The organism is Halomonas sp. PR-M31, from assembly GCF_001039575.1.
Taxonomy (GTDB): Bacteria; Pseudomonadota; Gammaproteobacteria; order Pseudomonadales; family Halomonadaceae; genus Modicisalibacter.
The window spans coordinates 51657-69872 of record NZ_JIBT01000035.1 but is presented as its reverse complement, the minus strand read 5'-3'; the positions used below and the strand labels follow the sequence as shown (position 1 = coordinate 69872).

General features: G+C 58.1%; 16 protein-coding genes and 2 pseudogenes. 6 read left to right on the top strand and 12 right to left on the bottom strand.

The window, feature by feature from the left end:
- Nucleotides 1-735, top strand: coding sequence for an HAD family hydrolase (locus CH74_RS10870; RefSeq protein ID WP_048307467.1), 735 nt, complete (start codon nucleotides 1-3; stop codon nucleotides 733-735).
- Between the two features lie 5 nt (nucleotides 736-740).
- Here CH74_RS10870 and yihA read toward each other — a convergent pair.
- Nucleotides 741-1321 (bottom strand): annotated as a pseudogene (gene yihA, locus CH74_RS18265) (ribosome biogenesis GTP-binding protein YihA/YsxC).
- Between the two features lie 279 nt (nucleotides 1322-1600).
- On the opposite strand from yihA, the gene CH74_RS10860 reads away from it, so the two are divergent.
- From CH74_RS10860 to CH74_RS10840, 5 genes and pseudogenes are all read left to right on the top strand, one after another.
- The gene (locus CH74_RS10860; protein WP_048307465.1) at nucleotides 1601-2206 is read left to right on the top strand and encodes a cytochrome c; all 606 of its coding nucleotides are present in this window, start codon (nucleotides 1601-1603) and stop codon (nucleotides 2204-2206) included.
- A 160-nt stretch (nucleotides 2207-2366) separates the two neighbouring features.
- Nucleotides 2367-3017, top strand: coding sequence for a thiol:disulfide interchange protein DsbA/DsbL (locus CH74_RS10855; protein WP_048307464.1), 651 nt, complete (start codon nucleotides 2367-2369; stop codon nucleotides 3015-3017).
- 4 nt (nucleotides 3018-3021) lie between these two features.
- Nucleotides 3022-3828 (top strand): endonuclease/exonuclease/phosphatase family protein, encoded by an 807-nt coding sequence (locus CH74_RS10850; RefSeq protein ID WP_048307463.1) that lies wholly within the window; start codon nucleotides 3022-3024, stop codon nucleotides 3826-3828.
- Between the two features lie 137 nt (nucleotides 3829-3965).
- On the top strand, nucleotides 3966-4517 hold the full coding sequence (locus CH74_RS10845; RefSeq protein WP_048307462.1) for a TRAP transporter small permease subunit: 552 nt from the start codon (nucleotides 3966-3968) through the stop codon (nucleotides 4515-4517).
- Nucleotides 4517-5919 (top strand): annotated as a pseudogene (locus CH74_RS10840) (TRAP transporter large permease subunit). The gene CH74_RS10845 and the pseudogene CH74_RS10840 overlap by 1 nt, the downstream one beginning before the upstream one ends.
- A gap of 255 nt (nucleotides 5920-6174) precedes the next feature.
- Here the strand turns inward: CH74_RS10840 and CH74_RS10835 are convergent.
- From CH74_RS10835 to nuoE, 11 genes are all read right to left on the bottom strand, one after another.
- Entirely contained in the window at nucleotides 6175-7272 is a 1098-nt protein-coding gene (locus CH74_RS10835; RefSeq protein ID WP_253273037.1) for an NADH-quinone oxidoreductase subunit N, read from the bottom strand.
- Nucleotides 7273-7274: 2 nt separating this feature from the next.
- Complete coding sequence (locus tag CH74_RS19560) at nucleotides 7275-7622, bottom strand: hypothetical protein (RefSeq protein WP_253273036.1); 348 nt, start codon at nucleotides 7620-7622, stop codon at nucleotides 7275-7277.
- Nucleotides 7619-9163: an NADH-quinone oxidoreductase subunit M gene (gene nuoM / locus CH74_RS10830; protein WP_048307461.1), complete on the bottom strand. Its 1545-nt coding sequence runs from the start codon at nucleotides 9161-9163 to the stop codon at nucleotides 7619-7621. Before nuoM ends, CH74_RS19560 begins: the two co-directional genes overlap by 4 nt.
- A gap of 69 nt (nucleotides 9164-9232) precedes the next feature.
- Nucleotides 9233-11086 (bottom strand): NADH-quinone oxidoreductase subunit L, encoded by a 1854-nt coding sequence (gene nuoL, locus CH74_RS10825; RefSeq protein ID WP_048307512.1) that lies wholly within the window; start codon nucleotides 11084-11086, stop codon nucleotides 9233-9235.
- Nucleotides 11087-11097: 11 nt separating this feature from the next.
- A complete protein-coding gene (gene nuoK / locus CH74_RS10820) occupies nucleotides 11098-11406 on the bottom strand; it encodes an NADH-quinone oxidoreductase subunit NuoK (protein ID WP_048307460.1) in 309 nt (102 codons plus the stop codon).
- A complete protein-coding gene (gene nuoJ, locus CH74_RS10815; protein WP_048307459.1) occupies nucleotides 11403-11948 on the bottom strand; it encodes an NADH-quinone oxidoreductase subunit J in 546 nt (181 codons plus the stop codon). The genes nuoK and nuoJ overlap by 4 nt, the downstream gene beginning before the upstream one ends.
- A 26-nt stretch (nucleotides 11949-11974) precedes the next feature.
- Nucleotides 11975-12514, bottom strand: a complete 540-nt coding sequence (gene nuoI / locus CH74_RS10810; RefSeq protein ID WP_048307458.1) for an NADH-quinone oxidoreductase subunit NuoI — start codon at nucleotides 12512-12514, stop codon at nucleotides 11975-11977.
- Nucleotides 12515-12529: 15 nt separating this feature from the next.
- Nucleotides 12530-13510: an NADH-quinone oxidoreductase subunit NuoH gene (nuoH, locus tag CH74_RS10805; protein WP_048307457.1), complete on the bottom strand. Its 981-nt coding sequence runs from the start codon at nucleotides 13508-13510 to the stop codon at nucleotides 12530-12532.
- Nucleotides 13507-16299, bottom strand: coding sequence for an NADH-quinone oxidoreductase subunit NuoG (nuoG, locus tag CH74_RS10800; protein ID WP_082140390.1), 2793 nt, complete (start codon nucleotides 16297-16299; stop codon nucleotides 13507-13509). Before nuoG ends, nuoH begins: the two co-directional genes overlap by 4 nt.
- Nucleotides 16300-16322: 23 nt before the next feature.
- Entirely contained in the window at nucleotides 16323-17693 is a 1371-nt protein-coding gene (nuoF, locus tag CH74_RS10795; protein ID WP_048307456.1) for an NADH-quinone oxidoreductase subunit NuoF, read from the bottom strand.
- Nucleotides 17690-18214, bottom strand: a complete 525-nt coding sequence (nuoE, locus tag CH74_RS10790; RefSeq protein ID WP_048307455.1) for an NADH-quinone oxidoreductase subunit NuoE — start codon at nucleotides 18212-18214, stop codon at nucleotides 17690-17692. Before nuoE ends, nuoF begins: the two co-directional genes overlap by 4 nt.
- Nucleotides 18215-18216 lie beyond the last annotated feature (2 nt).

The window sequence follows — 18216 nt, the reverse complement described above, 5'->3', positions numbered from 1 at the left end:
ATGACTTCCTTCACATCTCCCTTGACAGCCCTGACTTTCGATCTCGACGACACTCTGTGGGACAACCACGGGGTCATGGTCGCCACCGAAAACGGTCACTATGACTGGCTGGATGACGCCATCGCTCAACTGGACATACAGCGTGAACGCATGAGCGAACGCTTTCCCTTGAGCGCCTATCAGGAACGACGTCAACGGGTGGCTCAGCGGGATCCACTACGGCGAGGAGATTTCACCTGGATTCGACAGCAAAGCCTTTTTGAGATGCTGCGAGAGTATGGACTACGCCCCCAGGACGCCGAGGATTACGCTGCCGCGGCCATGGAACAGTTCATGATTTTTCGCCATCAGCTCACGCCCTACCCGGAAGTAGAGGCACTACTGGATGAGCTTAGCCAGCGTTACGCCTTGGCAGCGATCACCAATGGCAACGTACAGATCACACGCCTTCCTCTGGCGCGATATTTCCCCATTGCCATCGCTGCCGGCGAACTGCTTGCGCCCAAACCCGACGCGCGGCCGTTTCTTGCCGCTCTGGCGCGACTTGGCAGCTCCCCTTCTCAAGCGATGCACGTTGGTGATTCCTGGCGAGAGGACGTGCTTCCGGCACGGCGTCTGGGCATGCAGGTGGCCTGGATCGACAAGCATGATGAACACCGCGGCGACATGCCCGCAGGGGTTTTTCGACTGACTCATATCCGTGAGCTGCCGGCACTGCTGACTCACTTGAAATAGCCCCTTCATCCCTCGGCAGGTGAAAGCCAGTCATCCAGACGTGCCTGGCTTCTTCGACGCCCTGGCGCTTCAACGCCGAAAACAGCTGTACGCTGACCAGATCCTCCCACTCCTGCAGACGCTTGCGTACCTGTAGCAGGCTGCTCTTGGCCGCGCCGGACTTGAGCTTGTCCGCCTTGGTCAAGAGGATATGAACCGCCATGTCCTTGTCGTCCGCCCAACCCAGCATCATTTCGTCGAATTCGCTGAGCGGATGGCGTACATCCATGACCAGCACCAGTCCTTGAAGCGATGCACGACGCTGCAGATACTCGGCCAGATGGCGCTGCCATTCGAGCTTGACCTTCTCCGGTACCTTGGCAAATCCATACCCCGGCAGATCGACCAGGCGTCGTGAGGTATCCTCGCCAATACTGAAGAAATTGATCAGCTGTGTCCGTCCGGGGGTCTTGGACGTGCGGGCCAGTGCTTTCTGCTGCGTCAGTGCATTGACGGCACTGGATTTTCCTGCATTCGAACGTCCTGCGAAGGCAACTTCCAGGCCCTGGTCCGCGGGGCACAGCGCCAGAGTCGGCGCACTGATCATGAAGCGGGCGGTGTTATAGTGAAGACGGCTCACGATGAATCTCGTTGTGGCTAGAATGGTAAAACCTTGACCGGCCTTGGGTGCGGCATTATGGCTACGTTTCCGCGACCGGAGGGATTCGATATACTACCTTGATAATCAATGTCGCGTCGGGTCGATCCAGCGCAAAAAATCGCCGCATTCGATAACGGCCTTGTATCATAGCGACAGCGCACCGGTTGAACAGATGAACGCCGGTTACCGATACCAGATAAAACGAAACGGCATAGTGAAATAGCGATGAGAAAGTTACTGGTTGGCTTGGCACTGATCATGGGATTCGTAACGACAGCACACGCAGTCGAGGGCGATCCAGCCGCTGGCAAGGAAAAAGCGCAGGTCTGTGCGGCCTGCCATGGCCAGCAAGGCAACAGCGCTGCACCCACGTTTCCCAACATTGCAGGACAACATCCTGCTTATTTGGTGAAGCAAATTACCGAAATTCGTGACGGCGTGCGTCCGGTGCCCCAAATGATGGGGATCGTCGCCAATCTCGATGAACAGGACATTGCAGACTTGGCTGCGTTCTACGCTAACCAAGAGCCCAATCTTGGCCAAGCCGATCCAGCCCTCGTCGACCGAGGCAAAAGCCTCTACAAGTCCGGCGATCTGGCCAAGGGTATTCCGGCCTGCATGGGGTGTCACATGCCTACTGGCGTAGGCGTTGGCTCTGCCAGATTCCCGGCACTTTCGGGGCAGCATCCCGAATATATCGTTTCCACCCTCCAGGACTACGCCAAGGGTGAGCGCAGCAACGATCCCAACGCCATCATGCGCGGTATTGCATCCAAGATGAGCGATGCGGACATGGAAGCCGTGGCAAGCTATGTCAACGGCCTGCATTGATAACTCGATATTCAAGATAAAAGGCGGCTTCGGCCGCCTTTTTCCATTTTCCGGTATGATGTTTATCGCCTAATATGGTCCGACACTCTAGGGTGCAAAGATCGCCCATGCCCTATTTTCTCGAATCGAATCTACCCTATATTTTCAGGAGCGCTGACACATGTTGAAACAGTGTATGGCCATTATTGCTGGATTGAGTCTTTCGACATTGACGCTGGCAGCACCGGTGGCGGGTCAGGATTATCAGGTGCTGGATACACCCGTCGAGACCAATGCCAAGAACGGCCAAATCGAGGTCACCGAAGTATTCTGGTATGGCTGTCCTCACTGCTACGATCTGGAAGAGCCGCTCAATGCCTGGGCTGCGGATCTACCGGACGATGTGGTTTTCGAACGTTTGCCAGCCACCATGGGAGATACCTGGATTCGCCATGCGGCAGCTTTCTTCGCTGCTAAACAGCTCGGCATCCTCGACAAGACCCATGAAGATTTCTTCGATGCCATTCATCAGGACGGCAAGAAATTGATCGATGAAAATGACATCGCGGCTTTCTACAGCAACTACGGTGTCAGCGAAGAAGACGCCAAGAAAGCCTTGAACTCTTTTGGCGTGAAAAGCCAGATCAACCAGGCACATGCCAAGATGCGCGGTTACCAGCTGATGGGTGTTCCGGCGCTGGTCGTCGATGGACGCTACGTCATCACACCCGATAGCGCAGGCAGTCTTGAAAATATGCCGCAAATTGCCAGCGCGCTGATTGATCAGGAGCGCAACGAACGGCCCGATTCGGAACAAGCACAAGGGGAATGATTGCGTGACTCAAGCCCTGGCAACAAGCGGTGATCACGATTTCACGCTGCGTTTACTGACATTCAACCTTCAGGTCGGCATCCAAACGTCGGCCTATCATCATTACCTCACGCGCAGTTGGCAGCATCTGTTGCCCAATCCCAAGCGCCGTGGACGTCTGGACATCATGGCCAAGGTGCTGGGCAATTTCGATATCGTCGGATTGCAGGAAATTGATGGCGGCAGCTTTCGCTCGAGCAATGTCAACCAGCTCGAATACCTGGCTCAACGCGCCGATTTTCCTTACCACTATCAGCAGCTCAACCGTAATCTCGGACGGGTTGCCCAGCACAGCAATGGTCTGTTGTCACGGCTACAGCCTCAGTACATTCGAGAGCATCGGCTACCGGGGGCACCCGGGCGCGGCGCCATTCATGCGTGCTATGGCCAGGGCCCCGAGGCGCTGCATGTATTTGTTGCTCATTTGGCATTGAGTCGTCGCGGACGCAGCCGCCAGCTCGATTATCTCAGCGAGTTGATCGCGCCCTTAAAACATGTGGTGGTCATGGGGGATCTCAACTGCACCCCGGATCAGCTGACGTCTCATTCGCGTTTTTGCCTGTCGCTACCGCTGCATCCGGTACGCCCCTTACCCAGCTACCCTGCCTGGCAACCTCGCCGCGCGCTGGATCATATTCTGCTGTCTCCTAGCCTGACCGCGGACGCCCCCCAGGCGCTGGATCAGTTGTTTTCCGATCATCTACCCTTGACCGTGAACATCCATTTGCCGGCAGCCTGTTATCAAGCGGTTCATCTTCCTTCTCGGCATTGAGTGCTTGTCGCGATGAGAATGGGCGTTCACGCCGACAACATGATTCTGCGCTCGCTTGCATCGATGCTGTATACCCGTGGTGATCTCCTCGTCTACCATTCCCGATAGCACCTTCATGGCTTCGAGAGGACTTCCTGATGCGCGCACCCCTGCCCACACCCCTGGCGTGGATTGATACCTTTACCGAGCGATTGGGTAAGGCGTTGACCTGGCTGGTGCTGATCATGATGCTGACCGAATTCTTGATCGTGGTGCTGCGCTATCTTTTCAATGTCAGCAATACGCCGATGCAGGAATCCGTGATGTACATGCACGCGACGGTTTTCCTGCTCGCGGCAGCCTATACCTTGAAACACGATGGGCACGTGCGGGTCGATATCTTCTATCGCGGTATGTCGATGAAGAAAAAGGCCTGGGTCGATCTTCTGGGCACGCTGTTCTTGCTGCTTCCCGTCATGATCTTCGTCGTGATAGCGAGTCTCGGCTATGTGGACAAGTCATGGCGCATTCTTGAAGGCTCGCCGGAATCCGGCGGTTTACCCGGCGTCTTTTTACTCAAGACGCTAATTCCTGTCTTTGCCGTACTGATGAGTCTGCAAGGACTCGTCGAGATCACACGCAACATCTTGATCATTCGAGGGCATACACTATCGGAAGATGATCACGACCATCCCGAGGAGTATGTGTAATGCTAGAGTTCATGCCCCTCGTGCTGTTCGCAATGATTTGTCTGGTATTAATGCTTGGCTATCCAGTCGCCTTGTCTCTGGCGGGTACTGCCTTGGCCTTCGCAGGGCTAGGGATGGGTCTGCAATCAATAGGCATCGACGCGCATTTCGATGGTAGCTTCCTGGCGGCCTTTCCCAATCGTCTTTACGGCATCATGACCAATCAGACACTGTTAGCCGTGCCGCTATTCGTACTGATGGGCGTGCTGCTGGAGAAATCCAAGGTCGCAGAGACTCTGCTCGATGCCATGGCGCTGCTGTTCGGCTCACTTCGCGGGGGATTGGGTATTTCGGTAACCCTGGTCGGCATGCTGTTGGCGGCTTCCACCGGCATCGTCGGCGCCACGGTAGTCACCATGGGGCTGCTGTCGCTGCCCACCATGTTGAAGCGCGGCTACAGCATGTCCCTGGCCACCGGCACCATCTGCGCCACCGGGACACTAGGGCAGATCATTCCACCCTCCATCGCCCTGGTACTGCTGGGCGACGTGTTGTCCTCCGCCTATCAGCAGGCGCAGCTGACCATGGGTATCTTCAGTCCCAAGACGGTATCAGTGGGGGATCTGTTCATGGGCGCCTGGTACCGGGCTTGATACTGGTGACGCTTTACGTCGCTTATGTCGCCATCATTGCCTGGCTGAAGCCGGAGATCGCTCCCCCGGCGAATCGAGAAGAGCTGATGAGGGAGCTCGGTCATAAAAGCGGCCTGGGCACCTTGCTGCTCAAGGGGCTGATACCCCCCATTCTTCTTATCATAGCCGTGCTGGGGTCGATTCTAGGGGGCCTTGCCACCCCTACAGAGGCTTCGGCGGTCGGTGCGTTCGGCGCATTGCTATTGGCCCTGGCCTATCGCAAGCTGGATTTTGCCACCCTCAAGGACGCGCTGACGTCAACGACGCGTGTCACCAGCATGGTGTTCATGATTCTGATTGGCGCCGCACTGTTTTCTCTGGTGTTTCGCGCCTATGGTGGGGAGGAGTTGATCCAGGAGTTGTTCGATCACATGCCCGGAGGTGTGGCGGGAGCGACGCTTGTGGTGATGCTGGTCATCTTCCTGCTCGGGTTCATTCTCGATTTCATCGAGATCACCTTCGTGGTGGTGCCCATTATCGGTCCGATTCTGCTGGCCATGGGCCTTGATCCAATCTGGCTGGGTATCATGATCGCCATCAACCTGCAGACCTCGTTTCTAACCCCGCCTTTTGGTTTCGCGCTATTTTATCTGCGCGGCGTGGCACCCGCTTCGGTGCCTACCACCGCCATCTACCGCGGCGTCATTCCCTTCATCCTGCTGCAGCTTGCCATGCTGGCAGCCCTGGCCTTCTTTCCGGGGCTTGCCACCTGGCTACCAAACAATTTCTGAATACAAACATTTATATATCGATTTCCTAGCCTTGATCTAAAAAGTTAGCGAGCGAAGTCTAGACAAGGCAAAAATTGGTGACTAATCGGCAGGATTGCCGATTTGGGCAGCTCTGCTGCTCGAAGAGCGAGCAACATGGATGTTGCGAGTCCAAGAGCGCAGTTTACGCAGTGTAAATGAGCATCTTGATCGGACTCGCGCACGAGTCAATTTTTAACGCCGTATAGACGAGTGCAGGTACTTTTTAGACAAGGCTTAGCCTATGCGGGTGGCGGCCAATAGCTTAACCCACTCCACCATCGGTCCAGGGTACAGGCCAAGCGCTACCATCAATAGCGCCAGGCCAAGCACCACCACACCGCCAGCTCGCATGCCCCAGTTATGAGGCGCATCCCGGCGCTGCATTCCGGCTTCCGTCAGAAATAGCGTGACCATAACCCGTAGATAGTAGTAAAGACCGATAGCACTACCCAGAATGATGCCGCCCACCAGCCACCAGCGCTGCGCGTCCACCCCAAGCGCGATGATATAGAACTTGCCGATGAACCCCGCAGTGGACGGAATGCCCGCCAAGGACAACATGCTCACCGTCAGCACTGCGGTGAGATAGGGACGACGCCAGAACAACCCCCGGTAGTGATGCAGTGCCGAAGCATCTGCCCCGCCATAAGGGCTGGAGATAAGGGTAACGATGCCAAAGGCCGCCAGAACCGTTACCACGTAGGTAAGCAGATACACGCCGGCAGTTTCCACCGCAAGATCGTTGCTGACCACCAGTGCCACCATCAGATAACCAAAATGGGCGATGGAGGAATAGGCCAGCAAACGCTTCAGGTCGGACTGGGTCAAGGCCAATAGATTGCCGATGATCATGGTCAATAGAGCCAGCACCGTCAGCGTCTCGTTCAGCCATTCACCCTGAAAGGCTGGCGTGGTCATGACCAGACGCAACAGAACGACGAAGGCAGCCACTTTGCTTGCCGACGCCAAAAAGATTGCCGCGGGTCCAGGACCCCCTTCATACACATCCGGTGCCCAGAGATGAAACGGTACGATGGATAGCTTGAAACCGAGCCCTACTAGCATCATGCCGGCACCCGCCAGCGCCCAGACATCGGCGTTGTTCGCAAGACCCGCCGTGAGTCCCGGCAGATCCAGCCGTCCGCTCTGGGCGTACAGAAGCGCCATGCCAAAGAGCAAAAAGGCGGTGGCCGCGGCAGAGAGAATCAGATACTTGATTCCCGCCTCTAAAGAGCGACGCTCATGAAACGCATAGGCCAACATGCCATAGAGCGGCATGGAAAGAAGCTCCAGGCCGAAAAACAGCGTCGCCAGATGCTGACTTGATGCCAACACTAGGCGCCAGCAACGGAGCACAGCAAGAGAAGATAGAACTCTTCGACAGGCCCCCTGTAGTACTCCAGATAAGCATGGGCCAGGGTGGTGCAAGCCAACGCCGAGACGAGAATCAGCACCATGGCGAACACGCTCAAGCCATCGATGATCAGTAACGGGGTTCTGATAGGCGTCACTTGCCAAACGATCAACAGCGATAGCAGAGCCAGATTGAGACCGACAGAGGTGACGATGGTGGTGGCTGTATGATGTCGGCGCCAAGCAATACCCAGCATCACCACGATGGCCGTCGCGCACACCAGAATCAATGGCAAAAGCGCAACCAGATGAGTCGTCGTCAGCGTCATGAAGTCCTCGTCGGCAGAGTGGTAATCGTAAATGCCGGATCGGTGAAAAGGCGTTGGATCTCGTGCATGGCGGCACCGCTGGTCTCGAGTAGAGGCTGCGGATAGAGACCGAAAAACAGCACCAGCGCCAATATGCCCAGCAACATGACGTACTCACGGCGATCAAGTCCTTCCAGCGGCTCATCGCTCTTGGCAGGACCGTAGTGCACTCGCTGCATCAAAAACAGTGAATAGATGGCTGCCAGCACCAGTCCAACGCTGGCGATAGCCACGACCCAAGGCGCCACCGGAAAGGTACCGAACAGCACCATGAACTCGCCGATGAAATTCGCGGTACCCGGCATGCCCAGGGACGCGGCGACAAAGCACAGAGAAAATCCGGGCAGACTACCCAGACGACCCCATAGCCCTCCCATCTGAGTCATGTCCCGGGTATGCACCCGCTCGTAGATTTGACCGCTCATGATGAACAGCCCCGCCGCGGAGAAGGCATGGGCCACCATCAGCATTACTACACCCTGCAGTGCCAGCTGGGTGCCCGCATAGATACCGATCAACACGAACCCCATATGGGAAATACTGGTATAGGCGATCAGACGCTTGATGTCCTGCTGGCCACAGGCGAGCAGAGCACCGTAGAAGATGCCTATCACCCCTAGCGCCATGGCAACCGGGGCGAAGGCCTGGGACGCTTCGGGGAACAAGGGCAATGTAAAACGCAGCATGCCATAGGCAGCGGTCTTGAGCAGAATACCTGCAAGATCCACGCTGCCGGCGGTAGGCGCCTGGGCATGGGCATCCGGCAGCCAGCCGTGCAAAGGCACTACCGGCAGCTTGACCGCGAAGGCAATGAAGAAGCCCAGCATCAACCACATGGCCAGTTCAGGGGACAGCGGGGCGTTGCGCAGGTCGTCGTAGCTGAAGGAGTAGACACCGGTCGTCGCATGATGGGCAAACACCAGCCCGAGAATCGCCACCAGCATCAGCAGACCGCTGGCCTGGGTATAAATGAAGAACTTGGTCGCGGCCCCAATGCGGGTCTTGCCCTGAGAGCCACTATGTCCCCAGAGTGCGATCAGGAAATACATTGGCACCAGCATCAGTTCCCAGAAGAAGAAGAACAGGAACAGATCGATGGCCAGGAACACTCCGACGACTCCGCCAAGAATCCATAGCAGGTTGAGATGAAAAAAGCCGACGCGTCCGATGATCTCTTTCCAGGAACACACCACTGCGAGAACACCGAGAAACCCAGTCAGTGCAATCAAGATCAGCGACAGGCCATCCAGTGCAAGATGGATATCGATACCGAACCGGGGAATCCACGGAGTCCGCCATTCCAACGCCCATTGTGACGCCTCTGAGCTGGCGACTTGCGGCAGCTGAAAATCGCCGCTCCACCACAGCCATAGCGTGAGTAAAAGCTCGAGCCCCATGGTACCCAGCGCGATCCAACGGGGCGCCATTTCGCCCAACCGTTCGAACTGCCAGCACAGGAGCCCGCCGATGAAGGGAATCAGGATCAGCCACACCAGGGTCATAAGCGTCGTGTTCCTTGTTCGTGTAGTCTCAACTCACTTCCTTGAAGATTTCGCATCGCACTTTATCCTTCAGGGCACCAGAGCCAATGCCAGCAGAATCAGGGTCGCACCGGCGACCATCGAGGTGGCATAAAAGCGCAGCTTGCCGGTCTGGGTTCTCGAAAGCCCTTGGTGCAGCAACCAGGCAAGCTTGGCAAACAGATTGCAGGTTCCGTCGATGATGTCGCTACGCAGAATCCTGACCAGACCGCGGTAGGGCTTCACCAGCACGCGATCATAGAGTCCATCGATGCCCCAGGCATGATTCCAGAAGGTCCATAGCCAGGCCCCCCACCCACTCGACGTGTGCTGGGCAAGCCAGCCCCGACGGCGAAAATACAGCCAGGCACCAATGGCAATACCCGCGATCGCCACGCCCGCCGCAACGAATTCGAGCACCAGATGCCAGAACTCCTCGCCTTCGGCAGGGGCTGGCAACACATTCTCGAGCGGCGGCGTGATCCAGGCCCCCAGGAAGGTCGAGAGCAATGCCAGCACGATCAGCGGCACGCCATGCACCAGACCACGTCCGGCCTTGGCATTACGCGCATTGTCGCTTTTCGGCTTGCCATGGAAGGTAAGGATGATCAAGCGCACGGTATAAAGGGAGGTCAAGAAGGCACCGATCATGCCCGCCAACAATAGGCCGCCATGATCGGTGACCAGCTCTTGCCAGAGAATCTCGTCCTTGCTGTAGAAACCCGCCGAGACCAGCGGCAGCGCCGCCAGAGCAGACCCCCCGACGATGAAGCCTGCATAGGCCAACGGCAACCGTTTCCACAAACCGCCCAGGCGGCGCACGTCCTGCTCATGATGACAGCTGACGATGACCGCTCCGGCTGAGAGAAACAACAATGCCTTGAAGAAAGCATGGGTCATGAGATGAAAGATGGCCGCATCGAAAGCGCCGGCACCCAAGGCCAAAAACATGTAGCCGATCTGGCTCATGGTGGAATAGGCCAGAACCCGCTTGATATCGGTTTGGGCCAAGGCAGCAAAGCCGGCCATCAGCAGCGTCAGGGCACCGATGATTCCGGTCAATTCGAGAATATCCGGCGCAAGCAAAAACAGCCCGTTCATACGCGCGATCAGATAGACCCCGGCGGTAACCATGGTGGCCGCATGAATCAGGGCGGAGACCGGTGTCGGCCCCGCCATGGCGTCCGCCAGCCAGGTGTGCAGCGGTAGTTGAGCCGACTTGCCCACGGCGCCCCCCAGCATCAGCAGGGCCGCCAACTCCACCGTCGGGTCGCCTTCCGCCCACATTTCCGGCGCACGCCTGAGTATTTCGGCGATATCAAGGGTACCAAGCTCGAAGAACAACAAGAACATGCCGATGGCAAGAAAGACATCGCCGATGCGGGTGACGATGAATGCCTTGAAGGCGGCCCAGCCATTCTCGGAGTGCTCATAGTAGTAGCCAATCAGCAGATAGCTGCAAAGCCCGACCCCTTCCCAGCCAAAGAACAGCAGCAGCAGGTTGTCTCCCAGCACCAGCAACACCATGCTGAACACGAACAGATTCATGTAGGCGTAAAAGCGAGTGATGCCTTTCTCGCCTTGCATGTACCAGGCGGCGAACAGATGGATCAGAAAACCGACGCCAGTAATGATACCGAGCATCGTCAAGGAGAGACCGTCCAACGCCAGCCCGATGCTTGGTTGAAAATCCTCGACGCTGATCCAACGCCATAGAGTGACGCCATAGGCATGAGGCTCGGCGATATACTGCAGCGCAATCAACACCGTCACGATGGCGGACAAGCCCATCGAGGTGACGCCCACCGTCGCGCTGGCACGTTCGCCCAAGCGGCCATTCGACAGGGACAAAATGAGTGTGCCCACCAGGGGCAGAAGAAATGTCAGGGGTAAGAGCAACGACATCGATAGTTCCATTATCCACGCATCCTGCTGGCCGCATCCGTGTCCAGCGTCTTGAAGCGATGGTTGAGCTGCAGCAGAAGTGCCAGGCCGACACTGGCTTCCGCTGCCGCCAACGTAATCACCAGTAGGAACATCGCCTGTCCTTCCGGTTGCCCCCAGGCCGTACCGCCGACGATAAAGGCAAGCCCTGCGGAATTGAGCATGATCTCAAGGCTCATCAAAATGAACACCATGTTGCGGCGAAACATCAGCCCTGCCAGACCCAGCGCGAACAGTATTGCCGCCAGCACCAGTCCATGTTCCATCGGTACACCGCTCATGAGTGCTCCTTTCTTGCTCCGGTTTCCTGATTCATCGCCGGCTTATCCGGTGGTGACAATCGTCCTACGTGGGAAGCCGTCACCAGGGCTGCCAGCAGCAGCATCGCCGCCAATTCGACGATAAGCAGCCAAGGACCAAACAGCGTCGTACCCACCTCCTTGGCGGTCAGCGTATCGCCCTGGATCACCTTGCCGATGTCGCCCAGCCATAACGTGGCAATCAGCGTCAGCAGCAGCACCGCCGCCAACACCGATGGGCCTAGCCAGGCCTTGGGCTTGAGCCAAGCCTTTTCCTGAGCCACCACCGCATCGCCCAGGTTGAGCATCATGACCACGAAAACGAACAGCACCATGATCGCGCCCGCATACACGATGATCTCCAGTGCCCCAGCGAAGGGCGCGCCAAGAGCGAAGAATACGATGGCCACAGCGATCAACGATACGATCAGATACAGCAGCGCATGAACCGGATTAGTGTTGGTAATGACCCCAAGGGTTGCCAGCACGGCAACGAGACCACTCAGATAGAAGGCGACTTCCATGTTATTTTCCCGCTAGTAAATCCAACTTATGGCAGAAGCGACGTGACGTTGATCGGCTCTTCTTCGTTCTGGGCACGGCCCTTGTCCTTACCGGCAATCGCAAGACCGGCCACTCTATAGAAGTGGTAGTCGTGATCCTTACCGGGACCATTGATGAGCAGATCGTCCTTTTCGTAGACCAGCTCCTGACGCCGATACTCGCCCATCTCGAAATCCGGAGTCAGCTGAATCGCCGAAGTCGGACACGCCTCTTCGCACATGCCGCAGTAGATGCAGCGGGAGAAATTGATGCGAAAGAACTCGGGATACCAGCGACCATCTTCCTTTTCACCCTTCTGCAATGAAATACACGCCACCGGGCAGGCCACGGCGCATAGGTTACAGGCTACGCAGCGCTCTTCACCGTCCGGGTCTCGAGTCAACACGATTCGACCGCGATAACGCGGCGGCAGATAGACCTTCTCCTCTGGATAATTGAGGGTTTCCCGCTTGCGGAAAGCATGCATGAACACCAGACCCAACGTTCGCAGTTGCGACCAGGTGCCTTTGAACAGCCACATGAGCATGTTGGTCTTCCTCGTTTAATCAGGGCTTACCAGTAGGATCACCGCACCGGTAACCATTAGATTGATCAGGGTCAACGGCAAACAGATCTTCCAGCCGAAACTCATCACCCGGTCATAGCGTGGCCGGGGTAGTGACGCCCGCACCAGGATGAACAGCATCAGGAAAAATCCGGTCTTGAGCGCGAACCAGACGATCGGGGGCAACAAGGGGCCATGCCAGCCGCCGAAGAACAGAGTGACGGTCAAGGCCGATACCAGCACCATGCCCACATATTCGCCGATGAAGAACATACCGAACTTCATGCTCGAATATTCCACATGATAACCGTCCGCCAACTCCTGCTCCGCCTCGGGCTGATCGAAAGGATGGCGATGCACTACCGCGAAGCCGGCGATGATGAAAATACAAAATCCGAGGAATTGCGGAATGATGAACCAGAGACCTTCCTGGGCATTGACGATATCGCGCAGATTGAAGGAGCCGGCCATGGCCACCACGCCCATCAAGGCCAGCCCCATGAACACTTCATAGGAAATCGTCTGGGCGGAGGAGCGCATCGCACCGATCAGGGCATACTTGTTGCCGCTGGACCAGCCGCCCAGTAGAACCGAATAGACGTTGATGCCCCCCATGGCGAGAAAGAACAGCAGGCCGATGTTCCAATCCGCCACATGCAAGGCCGGCGTGAATGGAATGACGATAAAGGACAGCAGCAAGGATGCCATGGCAATGGCCGGCGCCAGCATGAACAGGGTGCGATCGGCAAAGGGAGGCACCCAGTCTTCCTTGAAGAAGATCTTGAGCATGTCGGCGATCAGCTGCAACGAGCCAAAAGGCCCTACCCGGTTGGGCCCATAGCGATCCTGCCACAGCCCCAGCATGCGTCGTTCAACCACCGTCATCACCGCACCAAGCAGCACTGCACCGAGCAAAATGCCCAGGGCTTGGGCCATGGCCACAAAGACCGCAACGACTTGAGGCGTCAACCAACTCATTGGCGATCCCCCGGGCGATCTACTTGCCCTTCACTTTGACGCGGGTCCCCGCTGTTGCCGGCTTGATGGCGCTGTTCTTTGGATACATGCGCCCAGTCTCCGCTATGTAGGGCGCTGCTCACCCCTACTGGCACACCCAGAACACCGGCAGGCAGTGCTGCATCAAGGTGTAGCGGCAAAACAAGGCGTCCCGTCGACGTTTCTACTGCCACGGTGTCGCCTTCGCCGACCCCGAGACGCTGTGCGTCATCCGCCGAGAGCGTGAGCATCGCGGGCGACGTACGCTCGATGATCGGCTCGGCCCGGGAAGAGGTTTCGTCACCGCCAAACAGGCGCGGTAGACACACCACCTGCCATTCGTCGTCACGAGCACTGAACCCCTGGGGGATCTCTCGAACATAGTCATAGTGGCCGGCCTGGGAATGCAGCAGCCGCACCCCCGGATCGCCGGCGCGTAGATGGCCACCCACCTCGTCGGTGAACTTGTTCCAGGCTTGAGGCGAGTTCCAGCCTGGCGCCCAGGCAAAGGCAACGTCCTTACGCGGTCGGTCGAAGCCGCTGTAACCCTCCATGGAAAAGGCGAAGGGCGTGTCGGGGTCCTGAGGCGCACGGGGTTCGCTGACACTCAGGTCGGCACGCATTGCGGTACGCCCACTGTAGCGATGAGGCTCCCGAGCCAATTTGAGCCCTTGTACGCGGTAGTCCGAGTCGTGAGACGCTTCGACGATACCCGCTAGCGCCGGATGCTGCCGGGCGCAGGCTTGTGTAACGTCATCGAGAATGACCCTTGCGGATTCGTAGCGATTGAGGCTAGCCCCAAGGGTGTACAGCCAGCGCCAGCTCTCGTGGATACGGGTTTCAGGACGAATGTAGCGTGGATCGAACACCTGGAAGAAGCGCTGGGCACGACCCTCGAAATTGATCAGAGTACCGTCTGCTTCGGCGAAGCTCGAGGCCGGCAGCCCCAGATGGGCTCGTGCCCAAGTCGACGTGCGCTGATGGTCGAGGGCGATGACACTCTCGGCGCTTTCCAACGCCGCATCGACTTGAGCCTGGGGCAGGCGTTGATAAAGATCGTTTTCGAGCACCACCACGGCGTCGGCGTTCTTTGCCGTCAACTCCTCTAGCGCCCACTCGAGCGTCTGACCGCCCAGCAGCGATAGCCCCGTGCTGTTGGCTTCACTACGGATCAATGACAAGCCGGCGCGACGGGCGCGACGTGACAACGCGCGGGCCACGTTGCCTGCCGCTTCGAGAATGGCAAGCGATCCCAGTGAGCCACCGCTGATGACCAGCGGGCGTTGAGCCGCCATCAAGGCTTTCGCGATGCGCTGGGCTTCACCCTGCATCGCCTCGTCGAGATTTTCGACGACCGGCGCAGAGTCATCGATGGCGTGGGCCACCGCGAAACCGAGCCGAGCGATGTCGTCCATCGCCAGGGCCCAGCTCGACTGGCTGATCTGATCGAGCCCGGTACGGGTTGGATAGGCGATGAAAAGCGGATGACGCTCGTCCTGACCCAGGGTCTTGACGGCTTCGGCATTCCAGGCCGGAATGCTGCGTGCCTCGGCCAGCTCATCGCGGCGTCCGAGCACCGCCTGACGCACTGCCAACCCTACCCGGGCGGCGCTTTGGATCAGATCTTCGCCCAGTATCAATACCGCATCGTGCTCCTCGATCTCGCGCAGTGTCGGCGTGGGCAATCCAGACTCCCGATTGAGCCGAGTCATGGTTTCCAGGCATGCCTGCTCATGAGCGACGATACCCGTCGAGAAATTGCCTTCCCCTACCAGTTCGCGCAGCTGATGGTTACTCTCGAGACTTGCACGAGGCGAGCCGATGCCGATCACACGGCGGGCGCTGCGCAAGAGATCCGCGCCCCGATCCAAGGCCGCATCCACATCCAGGGTGACACTCTCATCCGCCCTGTCACTGCGCCATTCCGGCACCCGCGGGCGATCCTTGCGATTGACATAGCCATAGCCGAAGCGGCCCCGGTCGCACAGAAAATAGCGGTTGAGATCACCGTGGTAGCGATTCTCGATACGGCGGATATCGCCATAGCGCTCTCCAGGGCTGATATTGCAGCCCACGGAACACTGATGACAGACACTCGGCGCGAACTGGAGATCCCACTTGCGAGTGTAATGATCCGAATGGGTCTGGTCGGTGAAGACGCCGGTAGGACACACCTCGGTCAAATTGCCGGAAAACGGACTTTCCAGCACGCCTTCCTGATAACGCCCGAAGTAGACGTTGTCATTGGCACCGAAAGCACCCAGATCGTCACCGCCAGCGTAATCGTCATAAAAACGCACGCAGCGGTAACAGGTGATGCAGCGGTTCATCTCGTGGGCAATAAAGGGCCCTAGATACTGATTGCGGTGGGTGCGCTTGCGAAAACGATAGCGGCGCCGGTCATGGCCGGTCATCACGGTCATGTCCTGCAAATGGCAATGGCCGCCTTCCTCACATACCGGACAGTCGTGGGGATGGTTGATCATCAGCCATTCGATGACATTCTGACGAAACGCCTTGGCTTCCTCGTCATCGATGGAAATCCAGGTGTCATCCGTGGCCGGGGTCATGCAGGACATCACCAGCATGCCCTTGTCATCGTCCTTGTCCTTATACTGCTTGACCGCGCACTGACGACAGGCACCGACGCTGCCAAGGGCCGGATGCCAGCAGAAATAGGGCACGTCCAGCCCCAATGACAGGCAGGCATGAAGCAAATTGTCCGACCCTTCGACATCAAACGCTTGGCCGTCTACATGAATCGTTGCCATCTACGATGCTCCCTGACTGTTCTTCATACCTCACCCACCGGAATCGGATCCTCATGGGCAGCATGGCGACGGTGAGTGATACCCGCCTCGAACTCATGACGAAAATGTCTGATCGACGACTCCAGCGGCATCGATGCACCGGGCGCATGGGCACAGAAAGTGCGTCCCGGCCCCAGATCCGTGGCCAGGCTCTCGAGCAGTTCGATATCGCCCTGCTCGCCTTCGCCCCGCTCCAACGACTGCAGAATCTTCAACGTCCAGGGTAGGCCATCTCGACAGGGGGTACACCAGCCGCAGGATTCCCGGGCAAAGAACGCCTCCAGATTGCGAACCAGGGAAACCACGCTCTGGTCCTCGGTCACCACGGTCAGAAGGCCGGTGCCCAGACGGCTGCCGTATTGGCCGATGGTATCGAAATCCAGCGCCAGTTCGAGATGCTCCGGTAGCAAAAAGCCCGTACTGCCGCCGCCGGGCAACCAGGTCTTGAGCGCACGGCCATCCCGCACGCCGCCGGCCCGATCCATCAGTTCCGCCGCGCTGGTGCCGATCGGCAGCTCCCACAGGCCGGTACGATTGACCCGCCCGGAAACGCCGTAAAGCTTGGTGCCACCATCGTCGCTCAAGCCACCGGAGAGTTCCTGATACCATTTGGCGCCGTGCTGCATGACCGCCGGCACGTTGCACAGGGTCTCGACGTTGTTAACCACCGTCGGCTTGCCCCAGGCCCCGGATTGACCGGGAAAAGGCGGCTTGTTGCGCGGGTTGGCGCGCTTGCCTTCCAGAGAATTGATCAGTGCCGTCTCTTCGCCACAGATGTAACGACCGGCACCGGTATGCAGGGCGATGTCGAAATCGAAGCCGCTGCAGGCGATGTTCTTGCCTAGCCAGCCCGCGGCCCGCGCTTCGTCCAGCGCGATGGAAATGGCACGAGCGGCTTCGACATACTCACCCCGCAGGAAAATATAGCCGTAGCATGAATTGTTGGCATAGCCACCCAGAATCATCCCCTCGATCAACAGATGGGGCTGCTGTTCGAGTAGCAAGCGGTCCTTGAAGGTGCCCGGCTCCATCTCGTCCGCATTGCAGACGATATAACCCCGGGGCAGATCGCCGCCTTGCATGGTCAGGCTCCACTTCACCCCGGCAGAGAAACCCGCACCCCCGCGTCCGCGCACGTTGGCTTCTTTCATGATGCCGATCACGTCCTGGCCCGACTGCTCACCGAGCACTTTCTTGACCGCGGCGTAACCCTGCTTATCGACGTATTCCTCAAGGCCAATCAGCGCACCATCTTCCCGCAGACGCCAGGTCAGCGGATGGGTTTCGGCACGGCGCTCGGCGGTGCTTTGGCGTAGCTGGCTGTGATAGCGAAATTCGTTGCGACCTGTGCTCATGCATACTCCTTCAAAAGCTTAGCTACGCCTTCGGGTGGCACGGGGCCAAAGGTCTCATCGCCAATCATCATGGCCGGACCGCGATCACAGGCGCCAAGACAACATACCGGCAGCAGGGTAAAACGACCATCCGGGGTAGTCTGGCCGAAATCGATGCCCAGTTCCGCGGTAATGGCCTCGCGCAGCTCATCAAAACCGGTCAGAAAACAGGAGCTGCTGTCGCAGATCAGGATGACGTGTCGCCCCACCGGCTGTCGGAAGATCAGGCTATAGAAAGTGGCCACGCCCTCAACGGAAGCGGGCCCTACCCCGAGCACCTCGGCAATGGCGGGAATCGCCCCGTCCGGCACCCAGCCGTGTCGGCGCTGGACGACCTTCAGCGCCTCGATGCAGGCCGCCTGGGGCTGCTCGTAGTGGTCGCGCTCCTTGACGATGGCAGCACGATCCTCGTCATGCAGGACGAAACCATCACCATCGCTGGCGATGGGAGAATGGATAGTGGGGGAAGCAGTGTCGTTCATGT

Excerpts from the sequence above, each read along its gene's own strand:
- nuoG (WP_082140390.1), bottom strand. The coding sequence starts at position 16,299 with ATGGCAACGATTCATGTAGACGGCCAAGCGTTTGATGTCGAAGGGTCG.
- nuoI (WP_048307458.1), bottom strand. The coding sequence starts at position 12,514 with ATGCTCATGTGGCTGTTCAAAGGCACCTGGTCGCAACTGCGAACGTTG.
- CH74_RS10860 (WP_048307465.1), top strand. The coding sequence starts at position 1,601 with ATGAGAAAGTTACTGGTTGGCTTGGCACTGATCATGGGATTCGTAACG.
- nuoF (WP_048307456.1), bottom strand. The coding sequence starts at position 17,693 with ATGAGCACAGGTCGCAACGAATTTCGCTATCACAGCCAGCTACGCCAA.
- nuoM (WP_048307461.1), bottom strand. The coding sequence starts at position 9,163 with ATGACCCTGGTGTGGCTGATCCTGATTCCCTTCATCGGCGGGCTCCTG.
- CH74_RS10870 (WP_048307467.1), top strand. The coding sequence starts at position 1 with ATGACTTCCTTCACATCTCCCTTGACAGCCCTGACTTTCGATCTCGAC.
- nuoK (WP_048307460.1), bottom strand. The coding sequence starts at position 11,406 with ATGAGCGGTGTACCGATGGAACATGGACTGGTGCTGGCGGCAATACTG.
- nuoH (WP_048307457.1), bottom strand. The coding sequence starts at position 13,510 with ATGAGTTGGTTGACGCCTCAAGTCGTTGCGGTCTTTGTGGCCATGGCC.
- CH74_RS19560 (WP_253273036.1), bottom strand. The coding sequence starts at position 7,622 with ATGACGCTGACGACGACTCATCTGGTTGCGCTTTTGCCATTGATTCTG.
- CH74_RS10855 (WP_048307464.1), top strand. The coding sequence starts at position 2,367 with ATGTTGAAACAGTGTATGGCCATTATTGCTGGATTGAGTCTTTCGACA.
- nuoL (WP_048307512.1), bottom strand. The coding sequence starts at position 11,086 with ATGTCGTTGCTCTTACCCCTGACATTTCTTCTGCCCCTGGTGGGCACA.
- nuoJ (WP_048307459.1), bottom strand. The coding sequence starts at position 11,948 with ATGGAAGTCGCCTTCTATCTGAGTGGTCTCGTTGCCGTGCTGGCAACC.
- CH74_RS10845 (WP_048307462.1), top strand. The coding sequence starts at position 3,966 with ATGCGCGCACCCCTGCCCACACCCCTGGCGTGGATTGATACCTTTACC.
- nuoE (WP_048307455.1), bottom strand. The coding sequence starts at position 18,214 with ATGAACGACACTGCTTCCCCCACTATCCATTCTCCCATCGCCAGCGAT.